The following is a 260-nucleotide window of genomic DNA, read 5'->3' as shown; positions in this document are numbered from 1 at the left end:
ATTTCGCTGACTAGAGTGAAATGGGTGTTAATCCAAGTGGTTCCATACTGGAGCTGTGCCGCAAGCTGCCATGCGCGATCGATATTTTTTGTCCACACCGAAGAGGCCAATCCATATTCCGATTCATTTGCCCATTGCAGCGCCTGCTCCAGAGAATCGACCGGCGTAACGCTCACCACGGGGCCAAAAACCTCGCGCTGAACAATTTCATCCTGCTGTTGGCAACCCGCAAGAAGCGTCGGGGGATAGAAAAATCCAGG

General features: G+C 52.3%; 1 protein-coding gene. It reads right to left on the bottom strand.

Going from position 1 to position 260, the window contains the following annotated elements; all coding sequences use genetic code 11:
* Positions 1-260 (bottom strand): aldehyde dehydrogenase family protein (locus ACX9YW_RS23170; RefSeq protein ID WP_460351095.1); only part of this gene is annotated, 260 nt, incomplete at both ends.

The sequence above is a fragment of the Pseudoneobacillus rhizolycopersici genome, assembly GCF_054786815.1.
The sequence above is the reverse complement of the archived record's forward strand: the minus strand, read 5'-3'. Positions and strand labels throughout refer to the sequence as shown.